The organism is Rhizorhabdus sp. GW822-FHT03C02, assembly GCF_058801765.1.
This window is the reverse complement of record NZ_JBXANN010000001.1, coordinates 169,541-188,052: the sequence shown is the minus strand read 5'-3', so window position 1 is coordinate 188,052 and position 18,512 is coordinate 169,541. Positions and strand designations below refer to the sequence as shown.

At 68.7% G+C, this 18,512-nt stretch carries 16 protein-coding genes and 1 tRNA gene; 13 read left to right on the top strand and 4 right to left on the bottom strand.

Features of this window, described 5'->3' with window-relative positions:
- Positions 1-66 precede the first annotated feature (66 nt).
- On the bottom strand, positions 67-1,536 hold the full coding sequence (locus tag AC1RM6_RS00860; RefSeq protein ID WP_493097695.1) for a DEAD/DEAH box helicase: 1,470 nt from the start codon (positions 1,534-1,536) through the stop codon (positions 67-69).
- A gap of 131 nt (positions 1,537-1,667) precedes the next feature.
- Complete coding sequence (locus AC1RM6_RS00855) at positions 1,668-2,132, bottom strand: hypothetical protein (protein WP_493097694.1); 465 nt, start codon at positions 2,130-2,132, stop codon at positions 1,668-1,670.
- Between the two features lie 124 nt (positions 2,133-2,256).
- Between AC1RM6_RS00855 and AC1RM6_RS00850 the strand changes: the two genes are divergently transcribed.
- Both AC1RM6_RS00850 and AC1RM6_RS00845 read left to right on the top strand, forming a co-directional pair.
- Positions 2,257-3,714 (top strand): FAD-binding oxidoreductase, encoded by a 1,458-nt coding sequence (locus tag AC1RM6_RS00850; protein ID WP_493097693.1) that lies wholly within the window; start codon positions 2,257-2,259, stop codon positions 3,712-3,714.
- A gap of 105 nt (positions 3,715-3,819) precedes the next feature.
- Positions 3,820-4,596, top strand: a complete 777-nt coding sequence (locus tag AC1RM6_RS00845; protein ID WP_493097692.1) for a SapC family protein — start codon at positions 3,820-3,822, stop codon at positions 4,594-4,596.
- 317 nt (positions 4,597-4,913) lie between these two features.
- On the opposite strand, the gene AC1RM6_RS00840 is transcribed toward AC1RM6_RS00845, so the two are convergent.
- Positions 4,914-5,798 (bottom strand): N-formylglutamate amidohydrolase, encoded by an 885-nt coding sequence (locus AC1RM6_RS00840; RefSeq protein ID WP_493097691.1) that lies wholly within the window; start codon positions 5,796-5,798, stop codon positions 4,914-4,916.
- A gap of 149 nt (positions 5,799-5,947) precedes the next feature.
- Between AC1RM6_RS00840 and cpdR the strand changes: the two genes are divergently transcribed.
- The 6 genes from cpdR to AC1RM6_RS00810 all read left to right on the top strand — a co-directional run bounded on the left by cpdR (position 5,948) and on the right by AC1RM6_RS00810 (position 12,287).
- On the top strand, positions 5,948-6,325 hold the full coding sequence (gene cpdR / locus AC1RM6_RS00835) for a cell cycle two-component system response regulator CpdR (RefSeq protein WP_493097690.1): 378 nt from the start codon (positions 5,948-5,950) through the stop codon (positions 6,323-6,325).
- 58 nt (positions 6,326-6,383) lie between these two features.
- A tRNA-Val gene (locus tag AC1RM6_RS00830) sits at positions 6,384-6,458 on the top strand.
- 295 nt (positions 6,459-6,753) lie between these two features.
- Positions 6,754-8,082 carry an amidohydrolase family protein gene (locus AC1RM6_RS00825; RefSeq protein WP_493097689.1) on the top strand — a complete coding sequence of 443 codons (1,329 nt, stop codon included), beginning with the start codon at positions 6,754-6,756 and terminating at the stop codon, positions 8,080-8,082.
- Between the two features lie 140 nt (positions 8,083-8,222).
- Positions 8,223-9,068, top strand: coding sequence for an LLM class flavin-dependent oxidoreductase (locus AC1RM6_RS00820; protein WP_493097688.1), 846 nt, complete (start codon positions 8,223-8,225; stop codon positions 9,066-9,068).
- 59 nt (positions 9,069-9,127) lie between these two features.
- On the top strand, positions 9,128-9,988 hold the full coding sequence (locus tag AC1RM6_RS00815; protein WP_493097687.1) for a Cof-type HAD-IIB family hydrolase: 861 nt from the start codon (positions 9,128-9,130) through the stop codon (positions 9,986-9,988).
- 52 nt (positions 9,989-10,040) lie between these two features.
- Positions 10,041-12,287, top strand: coding sequence for a beta-N-acetylhexosaminidase (locus AC1RM6_RS00810; protein ID WP_493097686.1), 2,247 nt, complete (start codon positions 10,041-10,043; stop codon positions 12,285-12,287).
- Positions 12,288-12,312: 25 nt separating this feature from the next.
- Here AC1RM6_RS00810 and AC1RM6_RS00805 read toward each other — a convergent pair whose 3' ends face one another.
- Positions 12,313-13,437: an NAD(P)/FAD-dependent oxidoreductase gene (locus tag AC1RM6_RS00805; protein ID WP_493097685.1), complete on the bottom strand. Its 1,125-nt coding sequence runs from the start codon at positions 13,435-13,437 to the stop codon at positions 12,313-12,315.
- Between the two features lie 50 nt (positions 13,438-13,487).
- Between AC1RM6_RS00805 and AC1RM6_RS00800 the strand changes: the two genes are divergently transcribed.
- From AC1RM6_RS00800 to AC1RM6_RS00780, 5 genes are read left to right on the top strand one after another with little or no spacing between them, the layout of a single operon-like run.
- The gene (locus tag AC1RM6_RS00800; protein ID WP_493097684.1) at positions 13,488-13,985 is read left to right on the top strand and encodes an A24 family peptidase; all 498 of its coding nucleotides are present in this window, start codon (positions 13,488-13,490) and stop codon (positions 13,983-13,985) included.
- A 42-nt stretch (positions 13,986-14,027) separates the two neighbouring features.
- Positions 14,028-15,029: a Flp pilus assembly protein CpaB gene (cpaB, locus tag AC1RM6_RS00795; protein WP_493097683.1), complete on the top strand. Its 1,002-nt coding sequence runs from the start codon at positions 14,028-14,030 to the stop codon at positions 15,027-15,029.
- Between the two features lie 2 nt (positions 15,030-15,031).
- On the top strand, positions 15,032-16,585 hold the full coding sequence (locus tag AC1RM6_RS00790; RefSeq protein ID WP_493097682.1) for a type II and III secretion system protein family protein: 1,554 nt from the start codon (positions 15,032-15,034) through the stop codon (positions 16,583-16,585).
- A 10-nt stretch (positions 16,586-16,595) separates the two neighbouring features.
- The gene (locus AC1RM6_RS00785; protein WP_493097681.1) at positions 16,596-17,240 is read left to right on the top strand and encodes a CpaD family pilus assembly protein; all 645 of its coding nucleotides are present in this window, start codon (positions 16,596-16,598) and stop codon (positions 17,238-17,240) included.
- Entirely contained in the window at positions 17,240-18,502 is a 1,263-nt protein-coding gene (locus AC1RM6_RS00780; protein WP_493097680.1) for a CpaE/TadZ family protein, read from the top strand. Before AC1RM6_RS00785 ends, AC1RM6_RS00780 begins: the two co-directional genes overlap by 1 nt.
- The last annotated feature ends 10 nt before the right edge of the window (positions 18,503-18,512 follow it).

Below are 18,512 nucleotides of genomic sequence, written 5' to 3'. Positions count from 1 at the left end.
AGGGCCGGAGATTCGTCCAGCGAATCTCCGGCCCTTTTCCTGTCGGTCACCGATCCGGCAGCGCGGTCAGCTTCCGAACCCGAACTCCAGGAAGCTCGGCACCGGGCCGTTCCAGCCATCGTCGGGACCATCGTCCTGATCGTCGCGGCGTCGCGGCCGGCGGTCGTCGCGGGGTGGGCGGCTGTCGCGTTCTTCGCGCGGAGGCCGGCTGTCGCGCGCCTCGCGGGGTGGACGGCTGTCGCGCTCGGGCCGCGGCTCGCGCGGCGGACGTGCCTCGCGCGCGGCGGGTGCTTCGACCGGCGCCGCCTCGATGGCCTCGACCATGGGCGCCTCGGCCGGCGTTTCGCTGCGCGCCCTGCCCCGCCCGCGGCGCGGCTTGGCCTCGACGGTGGCTTCCTCGGCAACCGGCGCGGCGGCCGGTTTGCGCCCGCCGATCCGCTCGATCGCCCCGCCGGTCAGCTTCTCGATCGCGGCGATCGCTTCGGCATCCTCGGGGGTGACCAGGGTTATCGCCTTGCCGGTCGCGCCGCCGCGGCCGGTACGGCCGATGCGATGGACATAATCGTCGGGGTGCCAGGGCACGTCGAAATTGAAGACATGGCTGACGCCCTTGATGTCGAGCCCGCGGGCGGCGACGTCGGAGGCGACCAGGATGTTGATGTCGCCGCCCTTGAAGCGGTCGAGCTCGCGAAGCCGCTCGGGCTGTTCCATGTCGCCATGGATCTGCCCGACCGCGAAACCCGACCGCGCGAGGTTCTGCGCAAGGTCGCGCACCATCGTCTTGCGGTTCGAGAAGATGATCGCGGTCTTGACGTCCTCGGCCTGGAGCAGTTCGCGCAGCGTATCCTTCTTGTTGCGGCTCGACGTCTCGACCAGCTTCTGGTCGATCGCGAGATTCTTGCTGGCGGGACGCGACACCTCGATCTGCTTCGGATTGGTCAGGAAGCGATCGGCGAGCTTCTTGATCGGGGCCGGCATCGTCGCGGAGAACAAAAGCGTCTGCCGCTGCGCCGGCAGCTTGGTGCAGATCTCCTCGATATCGGGGATGAAGCCCATGTCGAGCATGCGATCGGCCTCGTCGATGACGAGCATCGAGCAGCCGGTCAGCAGGATCTTGCCGCGCTGGAACAGGTCCATCAGCCGGCCCGGCGTCGCGATCAGCACGTCGACGCCCTTTTCGAGCGCCGCGACCTGATCGCCCATGTTCACCCCGCCGATCAGCAGGGCCATCTTGAGCTTGTGATATTTGCCGTATTTCTCGAAATTCTCGGCGACCTGCGCCGCGAGTTCGCGGGTGGGCTCGAGGATCAGCGATCGCGGCATCCGCGCACGGGTGCGGCCATGCGCCAGGATATCGATCATCGGCAGCACGAAACTGGCCGTCTTGCCCGTTCCCGTCTGGGCGATGCCGATCAGATCCTTCATCATCAGGACGGGCGGGATCGCCTGCGCCTGAATCGCGGTCGGCTCGCTATAGCCAGACTCGCTGACTGCGCGCAGGAGTTCGTCGGAAAGGCCGAGGTCGGCAAAGTTCATGCTGTGTCCGGAAAAAGCACGGCCGCAGCGGCCGTTTCAACTGGGCCGCGCTTGGGCTTGGAGCCGAGATTTGTCAAGGCGAATGGGCATTTCGGCCCGTCCGTACGCCGCAAATCGGCCCAACCGCCGCCTCAGGGTGCGACCGGAGTGAGCTTTCGGAAGCGTTCGATCTCGCATTGGGTGCCCGAACGGGTGCGGATCACGTCGCGATCGGCGCAGACCCGGCCGTCTTCGGTCGGCCGCATATAGAAGCCCGAATAATAATCGAGCGCGGGGCAATCGGACGAGAATTCGGCGCGCAGCCGCTGGCCGCCGCGGATCACCAGGTCGATCGCATCGGGGGCGACCACCGCCGCGCCGACGATGCTGTCCATCGCGACGCATTTCGGCCCCTTCTTGCTTTTCCATTTGAGCGGCGCGGGGGCCGGAGCCGTGGCACGGCGCGGCATGCGGATGATGATCGACTGCTGGATGGTCAGTTGCGCCACCGATTCCCCGACCGGCGCCGACGGCACGCCGCTGCCCGCCGCAAGCGCGGCGAGGCCCGCGCCGGGGGCGGCGCACAGCATGAAGATCGGCAACCGTCCCCAATTCACGATTCGCAGCCCATTTCGCCCCTAGCTATCGATCGCCTGCTATGATGCAACGTCTTGAACGGCGGATTAACTGGATAACCGCCCGAGCGCTGGATTAAGTTCCCGCGCCGATTATGTTCGGGCGATGGATCGATCTTCTCCCCCTCCCCCCGGCCTGCTCGCCCGACTGGCCGATCTGCTGGGTCCCAAGGGCTTCGTCACCGAACGCGCCGCGATCGAGCCCTGGCTCACCGACTGGCGCGGCCGCTATCATGGCGAGAGCGCCGCTCTGCTCGCCCCCGCCGACACGAGCGAGGTCCAGGCGATCGTGCGGCTCGCCGCCGAGGCGCGGGTCGCGATCGTGCCGCAGGGGGGCAATACCGGCACCGTCGCCGGCGCGACCCCACCGGCCGACGGTTCGGCGCTGCTGCTGTCGACCCGCCGCATGGACCGGGTCCGGTCGATCTCGGCGACCGACAATGCGGTGATCGCCGAGGCCGGGGTGATCCTGTCCAACCTGCACGACGCCGCCGCCGCGATCGGCCGGCGTTTTCCGCTGTCGCTGGCCGCCAAAGGATCGGCGACGGTCGGCGGGCTGGTGTCGACCAATGCCGGCGGCACCCAGGTGCTGCGGTTCGGGCCGATGCGCGCGCTGCTGCTGGGGATCGAGGCGGTGCTGCCCGACGGATCGCTGTTCGCGGGGCTCGCCACGCTGCGCAAGGACAATCGCGGCTACGACCTGCGGCAATTGCTCGCGGGGGCCGAAGGCACGCTCGGCATCGTCACCGCCGCCAGCCTGCGGCTGGTGCCCGCCGCCGCCGCCCGCGCGGTCGCCTGGATCGGCCTGGCGTCCCCGCAGGATGCGCTGGCCCTGCTGCGGCTGCTCGAGGACGCGACCGGCGAGGCGGTCGAAAGCTTCGAACTGGTGCCCGCCGACGCGCTGGCGCTGGTGCTTTCCAATATCCCCGGCACCCGCGCGCCGCTCGCCGGCGCCCATCGCTGGAACGTCCTGGTCGAGGCGGTCGGCAGCCAGGGCGGCCCCGATCCGATGGGCATGATCGAGGCCGCGCTCGCCAGGGCGATCGACGACGGGCTGGTCGAGGATGCGACGATCGCCGCGAACGAGGCCCAGGCCGAGGCGCTGTGGGCGCTGCGCGAATCGATCTCCGAGGCCGAACGGATCGACGGCCCCTCGCTCAAGCATGATATCTCGGTGCCGGTGCCGGCGATGCCCGACTATCTGGTCGACGAACGCCGGGCGGTCGAGGCGCGGTTCCCGGGGGTGCGGATCATCGCCTTCGGCCATCTCGGCGACGGCAATATCCATTTCAACCTGATGCCCCCGGCCGGCGCCGATCGCGAGGCGTGGATGGCCGAAAATGGCGATAAAGCCAGCGCATTCGTCCACGACCTGGTGGTCGCGCGCGGAGGATCGCTGTCGGCCGAACATGGCATCGGCCAGGCCAAGCTCGCCGAGTTCGCGCGGCTCGCCGATCCGGTGCGGCTGGCGGCGATCCGTGCGATCAAGGATGCGCTCGATCCGCTGGGGATCATGAATCCCGGCAAGCTGGTGCCTCTTGCGCCAAACCGGCGCGCGCCATAGACGGCTGCTTCGCTTCATTGCTTCATTGCTTCACGGCAGATGGTTCATCGAGCGACCATTTCGCTCTTTTCGTTCACTTGTTCGCGTTTTCAGGAGAATTTCGCCATGGCAAGCGCCCCGGCCAACGACCTTCCGCTGTTTTACAAGGAGCTGCAGCCGCTCTCCAGCCAGTTGCACAGGAACTGGAAGGCCCGCAACAGCGCGTCCGCCGCGTTCTTCGCGCAGAGCCATGTCGTGCCGCTGACGGTCGACGAGTTCGCCAACGCCCAGCGCCATTATCCGATCGTGTTCTCGGTCGGCCCCAATCCGGTGCCGCTGGCGCTGCTCGGCCTCAACGAGGGCGTCAACGTCTTCACCGACGACGAGGGCGTGCCGCGCGGCAACATGTATGTGCCGGCCTATGTGCGCCGCTACCCCTTCATGCTCGCCAAGCTGAACCCGCAGGCGCAGGAATTGTCGCTCTGCTTCGATCCGACCGCCGACGTGATCGGCGAATATGAGGATGGCGAGCCGCTGTTCGACGGCGACCAGCCGGGCCCCGCGGTCAAGGCGACCCTCGATTTCTGCGAAAAGTTCGAGGAAGCCGGCGCCCGCACCGGATTCTTCGTCAACGAACTCGTCCAGAACAAGCTGCTGATCGACGGCGAATTCACGATCCAGCCCAATGATGGCGGCCAGCCCTTCATCTATCGCGGTTTCCAGATCATCGCCGAGGAGCGGCTGCACGAGCTGCGCGGCGACGTGCTGCGCAAGTTCATGCAGAACGGCGTGCTGCCGCTGGCCTTCGCGCACATCTTCTCGCTGCAGGCGATCACCGAGATTTTCTCGATGCAGATGCAGCAGGGCAAGGTGCCGATGCCCAATCTCGTCCTGCCTGCCTGAGGGGGTTCGTGAGGAACAAGTGACGGTGAGATAGGGAATTTACCGGGGTCCTCGACAGCATGTCTTGAAACCCGAAAGCAATCCCCCTATCTTGCTGCTGTGCGGTGGTCGTGCCCCCCTTTCGCGACCGCCCACTGCGCATCCTTCGGGATGCGTTCCTCCCTGAACCTTGGCCACCTCGTGCGAAAGCACGGGGTGGTTTTTTCTTGGAGGCGCCTTTTTTTCCGCGGCATTGCCGCTTTTCGCCCACCCGCCTCTCATCCGACCGCCCATCTTCGGTCCGCCCGGCGCAGCCCGGACAGCCCCGATCGACTGAGTCACTCGGCGGCGATCGGCAGACCCGAATCGTCGCCCGCCCGCCCGGCCAACGCGCTGGCCAGTGTCGCCGCAAGATCGGCCAGCAGGGCCCGGCAGCGGCCGATCCCGTCATGGACTTCGCCCGGGCTGCCCGCGAGATAGAGGCCGCGGTCATATTCGACCTGCAGCGCATGGATGCCGCGACGCGGTGCGCCGTGCCGGTCGAGCGTGTAGCCGCCCGCATAAGGCGCGTTGCGCGCGACTCGCAGCCCGCTCGCGGCGACGATTCGTCCCGCCAGATCGGTGAGCCCCGGATCCGCGGAGGCGCCGAACCGGTCGCCCAGCACGATCTGCGCCGGCGCGCGGCCGCGATCGGCGCCGAGCGGCGGCATCGAATGACAATCGATCAGCAGCGCATGGCCGAACGCCGCCCTGGCCCGGCGCAGGCGATCGGCGATCGCGGCATGATAGGGTTCGTGCAGGTCCGACAGCCGCTCGGCGACATCGTCGGGGCTCAACCGGCGGGTCCACAGCTCGCCGATCGAGCCGAGCCGGCGCGGCAGCAGGCCGAGCCCGGCGCGCAACTTGGCGCTCTGCACCAGCCGCGCCTGATCGGGCGGCGGCGATATCATCGCCGGATCGATCTCGCGGGGATCGCGGTTGAGGTCGATCCAGGCGCGTGCCCGGTGCGCGACGACGATCGTGGCGCCGTCGCGCGCCGCATCGCTGCACAGCATGTCGGCGAAGCGATCCTCGAGCGCGGCGAGGCGCTCGACGCCGACTCTGGCGATCGCACGCAGGGCCGGCGGATAGTCGCGGCCGGCATGGGGCACGGCGACGACGACCGGGCTCGCCGGGTGGCGCGGCCCGATCACCGAAAACAGCCCCTCCTGCGCGGACGTCACCTCGTCCGATCCTCCGATGTCCGATGCCCGCCCATGAAGCCGTGGTAGCTTTTTTTGCGGGCTGCTGGAAATTGTTAAACTCTTGCCGCATAAATAGTCGCCCAGCGCGGCGTCCGGAAGACACGCGCGATGGATAGCGGACAAGAACGATGATCCGGATACTTCTGGCCGAAGACGATGATTCGATGCGCGATTATCTCGCGCGCGCGCTCGAACGCACCGGCTATGCCGTTACCGCGGTCGATCGCGGGACCGAGGCGCTGCCGCTGCTCGAACGCGAAAGCTTCGATCTGCTGCTGACCGACATCGTCATGCCCGAGATGGACGGCATCGAGCTCGCCCAGCGCGCCAGCGTGATCGCGCCCGGCATGCGGGTGATGTTCATCACCGGATTCGCCGCGGTGACGCTCAAGAGCGGGGCGACCCCGCCCGACGCCAAGGTGCTGTCGAAGCCGTTCCACCTGCGCGATCTGGTGCTCGAGGTCGATCGGATGTTCCAGGTCGGCAGCGCCTCGGGCGGCCTGTAACAAAAATACCATGGCGGGGTTGCGCGGGGGCACACCCTCCGCTAGTGAGCCCGGCGTTGGGCGCGTAGCTCAGTGGTAGAGCACTGTGTTGACATCGCAGGGGTCGCAAGTTCAATCCTTGCCGCGCCCACCATATAAAGCCCGCCAGGTCATTGATCTGGCGGGCTTTTTATTTGCCCGCCCACCTCCCACGCGCTCGATTTTCCAACGGAATTCAGCTCGGATTCGCCGCCGCGGGCGATAGCGGATGGCTGCGACGTCATCGCCGCCTCCCCTGCCCATGCCGGGATCGAAGGCAGCGTATCGCGCCGCTATTCGCGCGGCCGGGCAGGCGGATCGGTTGCCGCCATCGGCACATTGCAATAGGGGCCGACGGCATGACCCCCCCGGCGGATGACTCCATCGCGAGGCGGCGTGACGCCGGCCCCATGCTGGTGCGCAACGCCGAGGTCGATGGCCTGCGCAGGGATATCCTCCTCCGCGACGGCCTGATCGAGGCGATCGCGCCGTCGCTGGCGCCGGCCGAATCGATGACGATATTCGACGCGCGCGGCCATGCGCTGCTGCCGGGGCTGCACGACCATCATATCCATCTCAACGCCACCGCGGCGGCGCTGGGTTCGCTGTCCTGCGGCCCGCCTGCGGTCGACGATGCGGCGGAACTGGCTTCGGCGCTCCACGGCGCCGTCGGCGAAGGCTGGCTGCGGGGTATCGGCTATCACGACTCGGTCGCGGGTCCGCTCGATCGCGCCTGGCTCGACCGCCATGGCCCGGCGCGGCCGATCCGCATCCAGCATCGGTCCGGCCGGCTCTGGATCCTGAATGGCCGGGCGCTGGCCGAGATCGGCGTCGATCCGGGGCATGATGGTCGCTTCCTCGATCGAGACGCCTGGCTGCGGAGCCGGCTTCCGGCGGTCGCCCCCGATCTGGCGCCGGTGGGCCGCGATCTGGCGGCTTATGGGGTGACCGGACTGACCGAGGTCACGCCGCGCAACGGCCTCGCCGACTATCGCCGCTACGCGCTCGCCGGGCTGCCCCAGCGGCTGCTGGTGCTGGGAGGCGCCGAACTGGATGATGCGCCGCCGGTGGCGATGGCGCGGCGCGGTGCAGTGAAGCTCCATTATCACGACCATGATCTGCCGGCGCTCGACCGCCTCGTCGCTGAGGTCGCCCGCGCTCATGACGCCGGACGCCCGGTCGCATCGCATTGCGTGACGACCGCCGAGCTGATCCTGACCCTCGCCGCGATCGAGGAAGCCGGGCCGATCGCGGGCGACCGGATCGAACATGGCGCGATCGTCGGCCCCGACATGCTCGACTGGATGGCCCGGCTCGGCGTCTGCGTCGTGTCGCAGCCGCATTTTCTCGCCGAACGCGCGACCGCCTACCGCCGCGACGTCGATCGCGACGACCGGCCCCATCTCTATCGCCTCGCGGGCCTGCGCCGCGCCGGCATCCCGCTGGCGGCCGGCAGCGACGCACCGTTCGGCGGCCTCGATCCCTGGGCGTCGATGGCCGCGGCGGTCGATCGGCCGGAGGGTTTCGGCGCGGACGAGGCCCTCAGTCCCGAGGAGGCGCTCGCCCTCTATATCGGCGCTGCCGACGCCCCGGGCACCGTGATGCGCCGGGTCGCGGTGGGGGAGCCCGCCGACCTGTGCCTGCTCGATCGCGACTGGGCATCGGCCCGCGCCGCGCTGGCGGCCGTCCGGGTGCGGCTGACGCTGGTCGACGGAAAGATCGTCCACCATAGCGAATGAAGGCGGGGCCGGGGCGATCGGAAAACGGTTGACCGCATCGCCCGCATGATCGATCTCAAAGATAGTTTGCACATATGAATGCAATATATTCTGCGCGATCATGAGGGGATTTGCACATGCGCTTTCACTATGCGGAATCCATGACCGCACCGGCTCACTATATCCCGCTGGCGCGGGCGGCCGAGGAGGCCGGCTATTTCGGCTTCGTGATCCCCGACAGCCTGATCTACCCCAAGGGCTCTTCGACCGCTTATGCCTATACCGACGATGGCGGGCGCGAATTTCTCGAGAACAAGCCGTTCGTCGAATCCTTCATCCTCGCAATGGCGATGGGGGCGGCGACCGAAACCCTGCACTTCACCACCAACGTCCTCAAGCTCCCGGTCAGGCCGCCGCTCTACACCGCCAAGCTCGCCGCCTCGGTCGCGGCGATGACGAACAACCGCTTCACGCTGGGCGCCGGCCTCAGCGTATGGCCCGAGGATTATGCCGTGATGGGCGTGCCCTGGGCGAATCGGGGCAAGCGCTTCGACGAGTGCATCGACATCGTCCGCGGGCTGATCGCCGGCGGCTATTTCGAATATCATGGCGAATATTTCGACATCGAACCGGTCAAGCTCAACCCGGTCCCGACCGAACCGGTCGACATATTGATCGGCGGCCATTCGGATGCGGCGCTCGCGCGCGCCGCGCGCAACGACGGCTGGATGTATGCCGGCGGCGGCATCGAGATGCTCGCGCCGATGCTCGACAAGCTCGCCGAACAGCGCCGTTCGCAGCCGCCGCGCGACCGGCCGTTCAGGATCTTCGCGACCGACATGGGCCAGATCGATCGCGACACGATCTGCCGCTATCGCGACCTCGGCGTCACCGACCTCCCGGTCGCCTTCCGCAACCTCTACGCGGTCGAGGAAGACACCCAGCCGCTCCAGGACAAGCTCGATGCGCTGCGGCGTTTCGCCGACGAGGTGATTTCGCGCTTCTGACGCGGACCGGCTCGACCATCGGCGGGCAACTGCGGTAGAGGCCGGGGGAAGGCCGGCAAATGCCCTTGGGGCATGATCCGGCCGATTCCACATCGAGGATTCCCGCTCTGCTCCCCCAGCCCATCCGCCTGCTCGTCAGCGACGTCGACGGCACCCTCGTGCGCCGCGACAAGAGCCTCGCCGAGGCGACGATCGCCGCCGCCCGCAAACTCGCCGATCATGGGATCGCGATGAGCCTGATCAGCGCCCGGCCGATGTCGGGGATCATCGGCCTCGCCGAAAAGCTCGACCTTGCCGGGCCGTTCGGCGCGTTCAACGGCGGCACCCGGTTCGACCGCAACGGGGTGATCGGCACTCCGGTGCGGCTCGCCCCCGATGTCGCCCGCCGGCTGCTCGGCCTGCTCGATCGTCCCGGGGTCGACATCTGGCTGTTCGCCGAGGGGCATTGGTATGCGCGCGCCGCCGACAATCCCCGTGTCCCGCGCGAGATCCTGTCGGCCGCGGTCGATCCCACCCTGTGCGCCGATCTCGCCGCTTATTGCGGCGCCGCCGACAAGATCGTCGGGGTCAGCGAGGACGCCGCCCTGCTCGCCGAGATCGAGACGGCGGCGAAGGCCGCCACCGCCGGCGAGGCGACCGTCGCCCGCTCGCAACCTTATTTCCTCGATGCGACCGCGCCAGCCGCCAACAAGGGCGACGGCGTCGCCGCGCTCGCCGCCGCTTATGGCGTGCCGCTCGATCAGGTTGCGGTGATCGGCGACATGGCGAACGACCTGCCGATGTTCGCGCGCGCCGGCCTGGCGATCGCGATGGGTCAGGCCCCCGAACAGGTGCGCGCCGCGGCGCACTGGGTCACCGCGTCGAACGAGGAAGACGGCGTCGCCCGGGCGATCGACCGGATCCTGGCGGAGCGGCGCTGAGCCGCACCGGCCAGCTGGGATTGAAGTCGAGCGGCGTCCGGAAAGGAAGCGCGTGACCGGACGATATTGTCTCCTGCCGCTGATCGCCCTTGCCGCCGGCGCCGCGGCCGCGGCGCCGCCCCTGCTGCTGCCTCAGCCCAACGTCGTCCGCGAACAGCCGGGCACGATGGCGCTCGATGCGACCACGCCGATCGTCGTGCCCGCCGGCGACAGGGGCGCGCGCAACGCCGCCGAGAGGCTTGCCGAGCTGATCCATGGCGCGCGCGGCTTCCGCCCGGCGATCGTCGTCGCCGACCGCCTGGGCGCGATCCGCTTCGTCCGCGTGCCCGGCTTGCCCGCCGAGGCCTATCGGCTCGACATCGCCTCGGATGGCGCGACCATCCGCGCCACCGACGATGCCGGGCTGCTCTATGGCGCTGTCACCCTGTGGCAGCTCGCGACCCAGCCCGGCGCCACCAGCCTGCCCGCACTGTCGATCGAGGACGCGCCGCGCTTCGGCTGGCGCGGGCTGATGCTCGACAGCGCCCGCCATTTCCAGTCGCCGGCCTATGTCCGGTCGCTGATCGACTGGATGGCGGTCAACAAGCTCAACCGGCTCCACTGGCATCTGGTCGACGACCAGGGCTGGCGGATCCAGATCCGCAAATATCCAAAGCTGACCGCCACATCGGCCTGGCGCATCCCCGCCGGCGCGCCCGGTGCCCCGCCGCTGCCGAAGACCGGCGGCTTCTACACTCAGCGCGAGATCCACGCGATCGTCGCCTACGCCGCTGCGCGCGGGATCGAGATCGTCCCCGAGATCGAGATGCCGGGCCATGCCGTCTCGGCGATCCGTGCCTATCCCAGGCTCGGCATGGGCGTGAAGCTGCCCGACCGGGTCTGGTCCGAATGGGGGATATTCCCCTGGCTCTACAATGCCGACGAGCCGACCTTCGCCTTTCTCGAGGATGTGCTCGACGAGGTGATGGCGCTGTTCCCGTCGCGCTTCGTCCATATCGGCGGCGACGAGGCGGTGAAGGACCAGTGGAAGGCCTCCCCGGCGATCCAGGCGAAGATCCGCGCGCTCGGCCTGCAGGACGAGACCGCGCTGCAGGGCTGGTTCATGGCGCGGCTCGGCCGCTATCTCGACGCGCATGGCCGGCGGATGATCGGCTGGGACGAGATATTGGAAGGCGGCGTCCCCGGCGACGCGGTGGTGATGTCGTGGCGCGGGATCGACGGCGCGATCGCCGCCGCCCAGGCGGGCCACGACACCGTGCTGAGCCCGGCGCCCGATCTCTATCTCGACCATCGCCAGGGCGGTGGTCCCGACGAGCCGCCCGGCCGCGGCGCGATCGAAAGCCTCCGGCGGGTCTATGCGTTCGATCCGGCGCCGGCGCGGCTGACCGACGCCCAGCAGCACCATGTCCTCGGCCTCCAGGGCAATATGTGGACCGAACATATCCGCACCGAGGCGCGCGCCGCCTGGATGAGCTTTCCGCGGGCGATCGCGATCGCCGAGATCGGCTGGAGCGGACACCGCCAGGCGGCGAACAGCGACCGCGACTATCGCGACTTCCTCACCCGGCTGGTGCCCCAGCTCGACCGCATGAAACCGCTCGGCCTGGTCGCCGCCGACAGCGCCTTCGCGGTCCGGCTCGGCGCGCGCGGCGGCCGGTTGCGGCTCGACAATCAGAGCGAGCTGCCGATCCGCTACACGCTCGACGACAGCGCGCCGACCGCCGCCGCACCGCTCTACCAGGATCCGATCGGCTATGACCGGCCGGTCCGGCTGCGCGCCGCCGCCTTTCTCGGCGATCGCGCGCTGCCCGGCGCGCTCGACCGGGCCGTCGATGCCACGACGTTCCGGATCCGCACCAGCCAGCAGCTCGGCGCCTGCAACGACGCCGGGGTCGCGCTCGATCTCGAGGATGATTATCCGGCGACGGGACCGCGCCCGCATTTCCTCGTCAACATCCTCCAGCCCTGCTGGATCTGGCGCGGCGCGCCGCTCGACGGGATCGCGACGATCGCGGTGTCGGTCGGGCAATTGCCGTTCAATTTCCAGCTCGGCAAGGACCGCGATGCCATCCGCTTCCGCCCGCCGGCGACCCCGGTCGGCGAGGTCGAGATCCGCGCCGGCTGCGACGGCCCACTCCTCGCGACCCTCGCGCTCGCCCCCGCTTCCGCCAACCCCGGCATCACCCGGCTGGCCGCGCCGATCGCCGCGGCGGGCGCCACCGACCTGTGCATCACCTATACTGCGACCGGCCCCGATCCGCTCTGGGCGATCGACAAGGTCGAACTGCTCACCGAATGACGGCGCTCGTCCGGGGCGTCGCTGCCTATTCGGGCAGGTCGAACCGCCGCGGATCGTAACGGTCGACGTCGATCCCGCGCACCGCCGCGGGCAGGTCGCGGCCGAGCAGCAGCGCCGCCCCGATCATCGCCGCGGCGGGCGCGGTCTGGATGCCGAAGCCCCCCTGCCCCGCAAACCAGAAGAAGCCCGGCACCCGGCTATCATAACCATAGACCGGCGCGCGGTCGGGGGCGAAGCTGCGCAGCCCTGCCCAGGCATGTTCGCGCCGGACGATCCGCCAGTCGACGACCTTCTCGAGCCGGTCGATCGCGATCGCGACGTCGATCTCCTCGGGCGCGGCGTCGCATGGATCGACCCGGGTCTCGTCATGCGGCGACAGCCAGATCCGGCCGCCCGCCTCGGGCTTGAAATAATAGGTCTCGGCGATGTCCATCACCAGCGGCAGATCGGCCGGTGCCGGCGGATCGACGATCAGCTGGACCACTGTGCGCCGATAGGGGGTGATCGCGATCGGCGCCGCCCCCGCCATGGCCGCGACCGGGCTCGCCCAGGCGCCGGCGGCATCGACGATCCGCGCGGCATGGATCGCCCCCTGCCGGGTGGCCACCCGCCAGCAGTCGCCGTCGCGCGCGATCGCCTCGACCTGGGCGTCGCACAGCAGCTCGGCCCCGGCCTTGCGCGCCCGGCTCAGATAATGGGCGTGCAGCCCGGCGACGTCGATATCCGTACAGCTCGGCTCGATGAGTCCGACATCGAGCCCCGCGCGAATCCCCGGGACGATCGCCTCGATCCGGTCGCGACCGACGGGTTCGAGCACGACGTCGCTGCCGGCGAACTCGGCGATGAGCGCATCGAGCGCGCCGCGGGTTTCGGCATCGGCGAGGTGGAGCCCGCCGCGCGGCGACAGGAAACCGCCATCCTGCAGATAGGCCTCGGATGCGGTGGTCAGCGGCTGGATCGCCGGCCCGCCATAGGTTTCGGACCAGAAGGCCGCCGAACGCCCGGTGCTGTGATAGCCGGGCCGTTCCTCGCCCTCGACGATCAGCACCCGCGCATCGCTACCGATCTCGGCCGCCAGGCTCGCGCCCGCCATGCCCGCCCCGATGATCAGGATATCGACATGACGGAGGGGCGCGGGGGCGGAGGACATCGCGGACCGTTTAAGTTTTGGTAAGCCCGTTCGTCTAGGGCTGCTTTACCATGCCAGGCCTACTTCCTCACTTTTCGGCCCAACTTCCCGATATTTTCGGCATATTGCTCGCGGTGCTGCTGCTGATCGCAGCCTGGGGCGACTTCAAGAGCCGGACCATCGCCAATGAGATCAACGCCGCGATCGCGCTGCTCGCGATCGGCTGGTGGTGGGTGAGCGGCGAGACCCTCTATCCGGACATCGCGCTCAGGGTCGGGGTCGCGCTCGGCCTGTTCGCGATCTTCGCCGGGCTGTTCATGCTGGGAATGATGGGCGGCGGCGACGTCAAGATGATCGCCGCGCTCGCGCTGTGGCTGCCCTTTCCCGCGCTGCTGACGATGCTGGCGGTGATGGCGATCGCCGGCGGCGCGATCACCCTGTTCCTGATGATCCGCCGCCGTTTCCGCCCGAACGAGGAGGGGCCGATCGAGGTGCCGTACGGCATCGCGATCGCGACCGGCGGGCTGTGGATCATCGCAAACGGCTTGTTAACCACAACCAGCGCATAAGCGCAGTCCGGTCGCGAGGCCGGTCGCAGGGAAGGCATCCGAATGGACGCGAGAAAGTTGCTGTTGCTCATCGTCGCGCTGGTGATGGCCGGAATATCGGCCTTCATGGCGCGCGGCCTGTTCGGCGGCGAACCCGAAGCGCAGGCGATGCCGGCGATGATCGCCGCCGCCCCCGCCCCGTCCGGTCCCGAGATCCTCGTCGCGGTCCGCCCGCTGCCGGTCGGTGCGATCGTCGGCCCGGAAAGCTTCCGCTATCAGCGCTGGCCCGCCGAATTGATCAACAATAGCTATTATCAGAAGGGCAGCAGCGAGGCCGCCGCGCTCAACGGCACCGTCGTGCGCGTGCCGCTCACCGCCGGCCAGCCGCTCACCCAGGGTTCGGTGGTCAAGCCCGGCGACCGCGGCTTCCTCGCCGCGGCGCTCGGCCCCGGCATGCGCGCGGTCACCGTCGCGATCTCGATGAATTCGGGCGTCGCGGGCTTCGTCTTCCCCGGCGACCGCATCGACCTCGTGCTCACCCAGGAGGTCGCCGGCGGCGGCGAAGGCGCCCCGCTCAAGGCGGCCGAGACCATCGTCCGCAACCTGCGCGTGCTCGCCACCGACCAGCGCACCGACAAGAATGTCGACGACGAGGGCAAGACCGTCGTCGCCACCTATTCGAACGTCACCCTCGAGGCGACGCCGAAGATCGCCGAGAAGATCGCGGTCGCACAGACGATCGGCAATCTCTCGCTGTCGCTGCGCTCGATCGCCGACAACAAGGCCGAGCTCGAGGACGCGATCGCCAGCGGCGAGGTCAAGCTGCCCGCCGCCGCCGATCCGCGCGCCGAACGGCAGATGCTGCTCGATATCGCCTCGCGCCCGACCGACGCCAACCCGACCTACACCGTCGGTGCCGACGTCTCGCGCTTCCAGCGCGGGTCGGTGCCCGCCAAGCCATTCGTTCCAGCCAATAACGGCGTCGCCGTCGCCCAGGCAGGCGGCCCGACGATCCGCGTCGCCCGCGGCAACGCCATCACCGACACGCCGGTCGGAGGGAAATGAGTATGCGTAACCGCCACAGCGGCCGGAGCATCGGGGTCAGCGGCATGGCGCTCGCCGCCGCGATCCTGTTCGGCCTGACGATCAATCCGTCTAACGGGGCAATAGCCGCGACGCCCGGGCCGGTTCCCAACCGCACCGCGGCGCTCAGCAAACCCGACAACACCACGACATTGTCGACCGGATCGGGCCAGCTCGTCCGCCTCGGCGCACCGATGAGCGATCTGTTCGTCGCCAATCCCGATATCGCCGACGTCCAGGTCCGCTCGCAGCAGCAGCTCTATATCTTCGGCAAGGGTGCGGGCGAGACCGCGGTCTATGCCACCGACAAGGCCGGCAAGGTGCTGTGGTCGTCGATCGTCCGGGTCGACCGCAACATCGCCAGCGTCGACACGATGCTCAAGCTCGCCATGCCCGACGCCGCGATCACCGCGACGACGATGAACGGTATCGTCCTGCTGACCGGCACCGTCGCCAGCCCGAACGATGTCGACGAGGCCGAGAAACTCGTCCAGAAATTCGTCGGCGACACCGCCCAGGTGGTCAACCGGCTCAAGTCCGCGACCCCGCTCCAGGTCAATCTGCGGGTGCGGATCGCCGAGGTCAGCCGCGATTTCGCCAAGTCGATCGGGGTCAATCTGCTCAGCCGCGACACCACCGGCGGCTTCCTGTTCGGGGTCGGCCAGGGCGATCCCGGCACGATCAAATATCCGGTCGATCCCAACAGCGGCGCCACCCTGCCGGGGGCGGCCTACACCATCAACAACGCCACTGGCGCGACCACGCTGGGCCTCGCCAAGCATATGCTGGGCCTCGACCTGCTCGCGACGATCGACCTTGCCGAAAGCGACGGCCTGGCGACCACCCTCGCCGAACCCAATCTGACCGCGCTGTCGGGCGAGACCGCCAGCTTCCTGGCCGGCGGCGAGATCCCGATCCCGCTGTCGACCGGGCTCGGCGCGGTCTCGGTCGAATTCAAGCAATATGGCGTCAGCCTGTCCTTCACCCCGACCGTGCTGTCCGATGGACGCATCTCGCTCCGGGTGCGCCCCGAAGTGTCCGAGCTGTCGTCGGCGGGCGCGGTCAAGGTCGGCACGATCGAGATTCCCGGCATCGTCACCCGGCGCGCCGAAACCACGGTCGAACTCGGCTCGGGCCAGGCGTTCATGATCGGCGGGCTGCTGTCGAACACCCAGAACACCACCCTCGACAAGGCGCCGTTCCTCGGCGACCTGCCGGTGCTCGGCGCGCTGTTCCGCTCCAACGGCTTCAAGCGCCGCGAGACCGAGCTGATGATCATCGTCACGCCCTATCTCGTGCGGCCGGTGTCGCCGCAGCAGATCGCGATGCCCACCGACGGGCTGCGCGCCGCGACCGACGGCGAGCGGTTCATTGCCGGGCAGACCTTCTCGGGCCGTTCGGGCGCGACCGGCGCAAGGCCCGTCGCGGCACCGCCGGTCACCCTGCCCGCGCCGACCGGTCCGGTCTCGCAGGCCCGCAGTTCGAAGAAAACCAAAACCGCCCAGGCCGTGCCCGACGCCGGCTTCGCGTTCAACTGAGGAGAGAGCGATGACCCGGCTTCCCCTGCTCCTCGGCCCGGCCGCCGGCCTGGCCTTCGCGATCGCCGCGCTGCTGCCGGCGCCCGCCGCCGCCGACCGCTATAACCGCGAGGTCGGATCGGTCCACCAGCCGGTCGTCCAGCGCAGCGACTATGTTCTCGACGTCGCCGCCGCACCGCTGTCGGCCGGCGCCCAGGCGAAGGTCCTCGGCTGGTTCGACGCGATCGGCCTCGGCTATGGCGACCGCATCAGCATCGACACCACCGCCGCCGGGTCCGAGGCCGGATCATCAGACGTCACTGCGCTGGTCGCGCGCTACGGGCTGCTCGTGGCGAACGGCGCGCCGGTCACCGAAGGCGCCATCCCCCCCGGCTATCTGCGCATCGTCGTCAGCCGCTCGACCGCGTCGGTGCCCGGCTGTCCCGATTTCAGCCAGCCGTCGCAGCCCAATTTCACCGCCTCGACCTCGTCCAATTTCGGCTGTGCGATGAATTCGACGCTGGCGGCGATGGTCGCCAATCCCGAGGATCTGGTGCGCGGCGCCGAAGCCCGCGGCAGCGATGCCCGGGTCGCCACCAAGGCGATCAAGGCGTGGCGCGAGGCCGAACCGACCGCCAAGAGCGGCCTCAAGAACGAGAGCACGAAAGGCAACTGATGAACGCGCCCTTCAACCCTCGCGCCGGCGTCCGCCATCCGTTCGCGGCCTATGTCTGCGACGATATGAGCGCCGAACTGCTCAAGCCTTTGGTCTACGAGCTCGGCTGGCCGGTCGAGGCGGTCGCCAAGGGCGGGATGCGCAACGCGATCCAGTCGCTGTCGGTCTCGGCAAGCCCGACGATCCTGTTCGTCGACCTCGCCGACAGCGGCGATCCGATCGGCGACATCAACGCGCTCGCCGAGGTCTGCGAACCCGGCACGGTCGTGATCGCGACCGGCACCGTCAACGACGTCCGCATGTATCGCGACCTGCTCCACAGCGGCATCCAGGATTATCTGCTCAAACCCTTCACCGCCGATCAGGTCCGCGACAGCCTCGCGCAGGCGCAGATGATGCTGATGGGCGCGCGCGCCGCCGACGCCCACGATGAAAAGCCGCATCTGATGACCGCGGTGGTCGGCGCGCGCGGCGGCGTCGGCGCCTCGACGATCGCGACCTCGATCGCCTGGCTGATGGGCGAGAATGGCGGCCACAGCACCGCGCTGCTCGACCTCGACGTCCATTTCGGCACCGGCGCGCTGTCGCTCGACCTCGAGCCCGGCCGCGGCCTGACCGACGCGATCGACAACCCCGCGCGCATCGACGGGCTGTTCCTCGAACGCGCGCTGGTCAAGGCCAATGACCGGCTGTCGGTGCTGTCGGCGGAGGCGCCGATCAACGCCCCCGTGCTCACTGACGGCGAGGCCTATTTCAAACTGCAGGAAGAGATGAAATCCGCGTTCGAGTCGACCGTCGTCGACGTGCCGCGGCATATGCTCGTTCAATATCCCAGCCTGTTCCATGACGTGCAGTCGGTGATCCTGGTGGTCGACATGACCCTGGCCGCGACCCGCGACACGATCCGGCTGCTCGCCTGGCTGCGGAACAATGCGCCCCAGGCTGGGGTGCTGGTGGTCGCCAACCAGGTCCACCCGTCGCTGACCGAGATCAGCCGCAAGGATTTCGAATCCTCGATCGAGCGGCCGATCGACTATATGCTGCCGCTCGATCTGAAACAGGCGGTCAACGCCGCCAAGCTCGGCAAGACGATCGCCGAAGCCGGTAAATCGGCCAAGATCGGCCAGGCGCTGGCCGAGATCGCCCAGAAGCTGATCGACCTCGTCGCCGAAACCCCGGGCGAGACCAAGAAAGCCAAGCCGTCGCTGGTCGACGAACTCGCCGCGATCTTCAAACCGAAGTCGCGGATCGCCAGGAAGTGAGCCGGCACGT